The 255-nt window shown below is 62.4% G+C and carries 1 pseudogene; it reads right to left on the reverse strand.

Going from position 1 to position 255, the window contains the following annotated elements:
* Positions 1–55 precede the first annotated feature (55 nt).
* Positions 56–255, reverse strand: a pseudogene (locus A3764_RS00830) (ABC transporter substrate-binding protein); the annotation flags it as partial.

Genomic DNA, 255 nt, shown 5'->3' on the forward strand with positions numbered 1-255 from the left:
TTCCGATACCGGGGGGCGGACTGCAACCACCCGCCCCAAAACCGGCAGGCGTAGGTCAAACGCCCAGCGTCTTGACGTATGAGGTATCGATCAGGGTCTCGAGCGTGATGTCCGCATCCACCAGCCCTTCGGACTGGAACCAGCTCAGCTGATCCGCGATAGAGGCGACGTTCATCGCGGCCCCTTCGTTCAGCCGCATGGTACCGTTGATGATCGACGGCGCCGCCTTCTCCCTGGGCCTGTCGGTATAGACGT

It is taken from the genome of Sulfitobacter sp. HI0129, assembly GCF_001635395.1.
GTDB lineage: Bacteria > Pseudomonadota > Alphaproteobacteria > Rhodobacterales > Rhodobacteraceae > Sulfitobacter.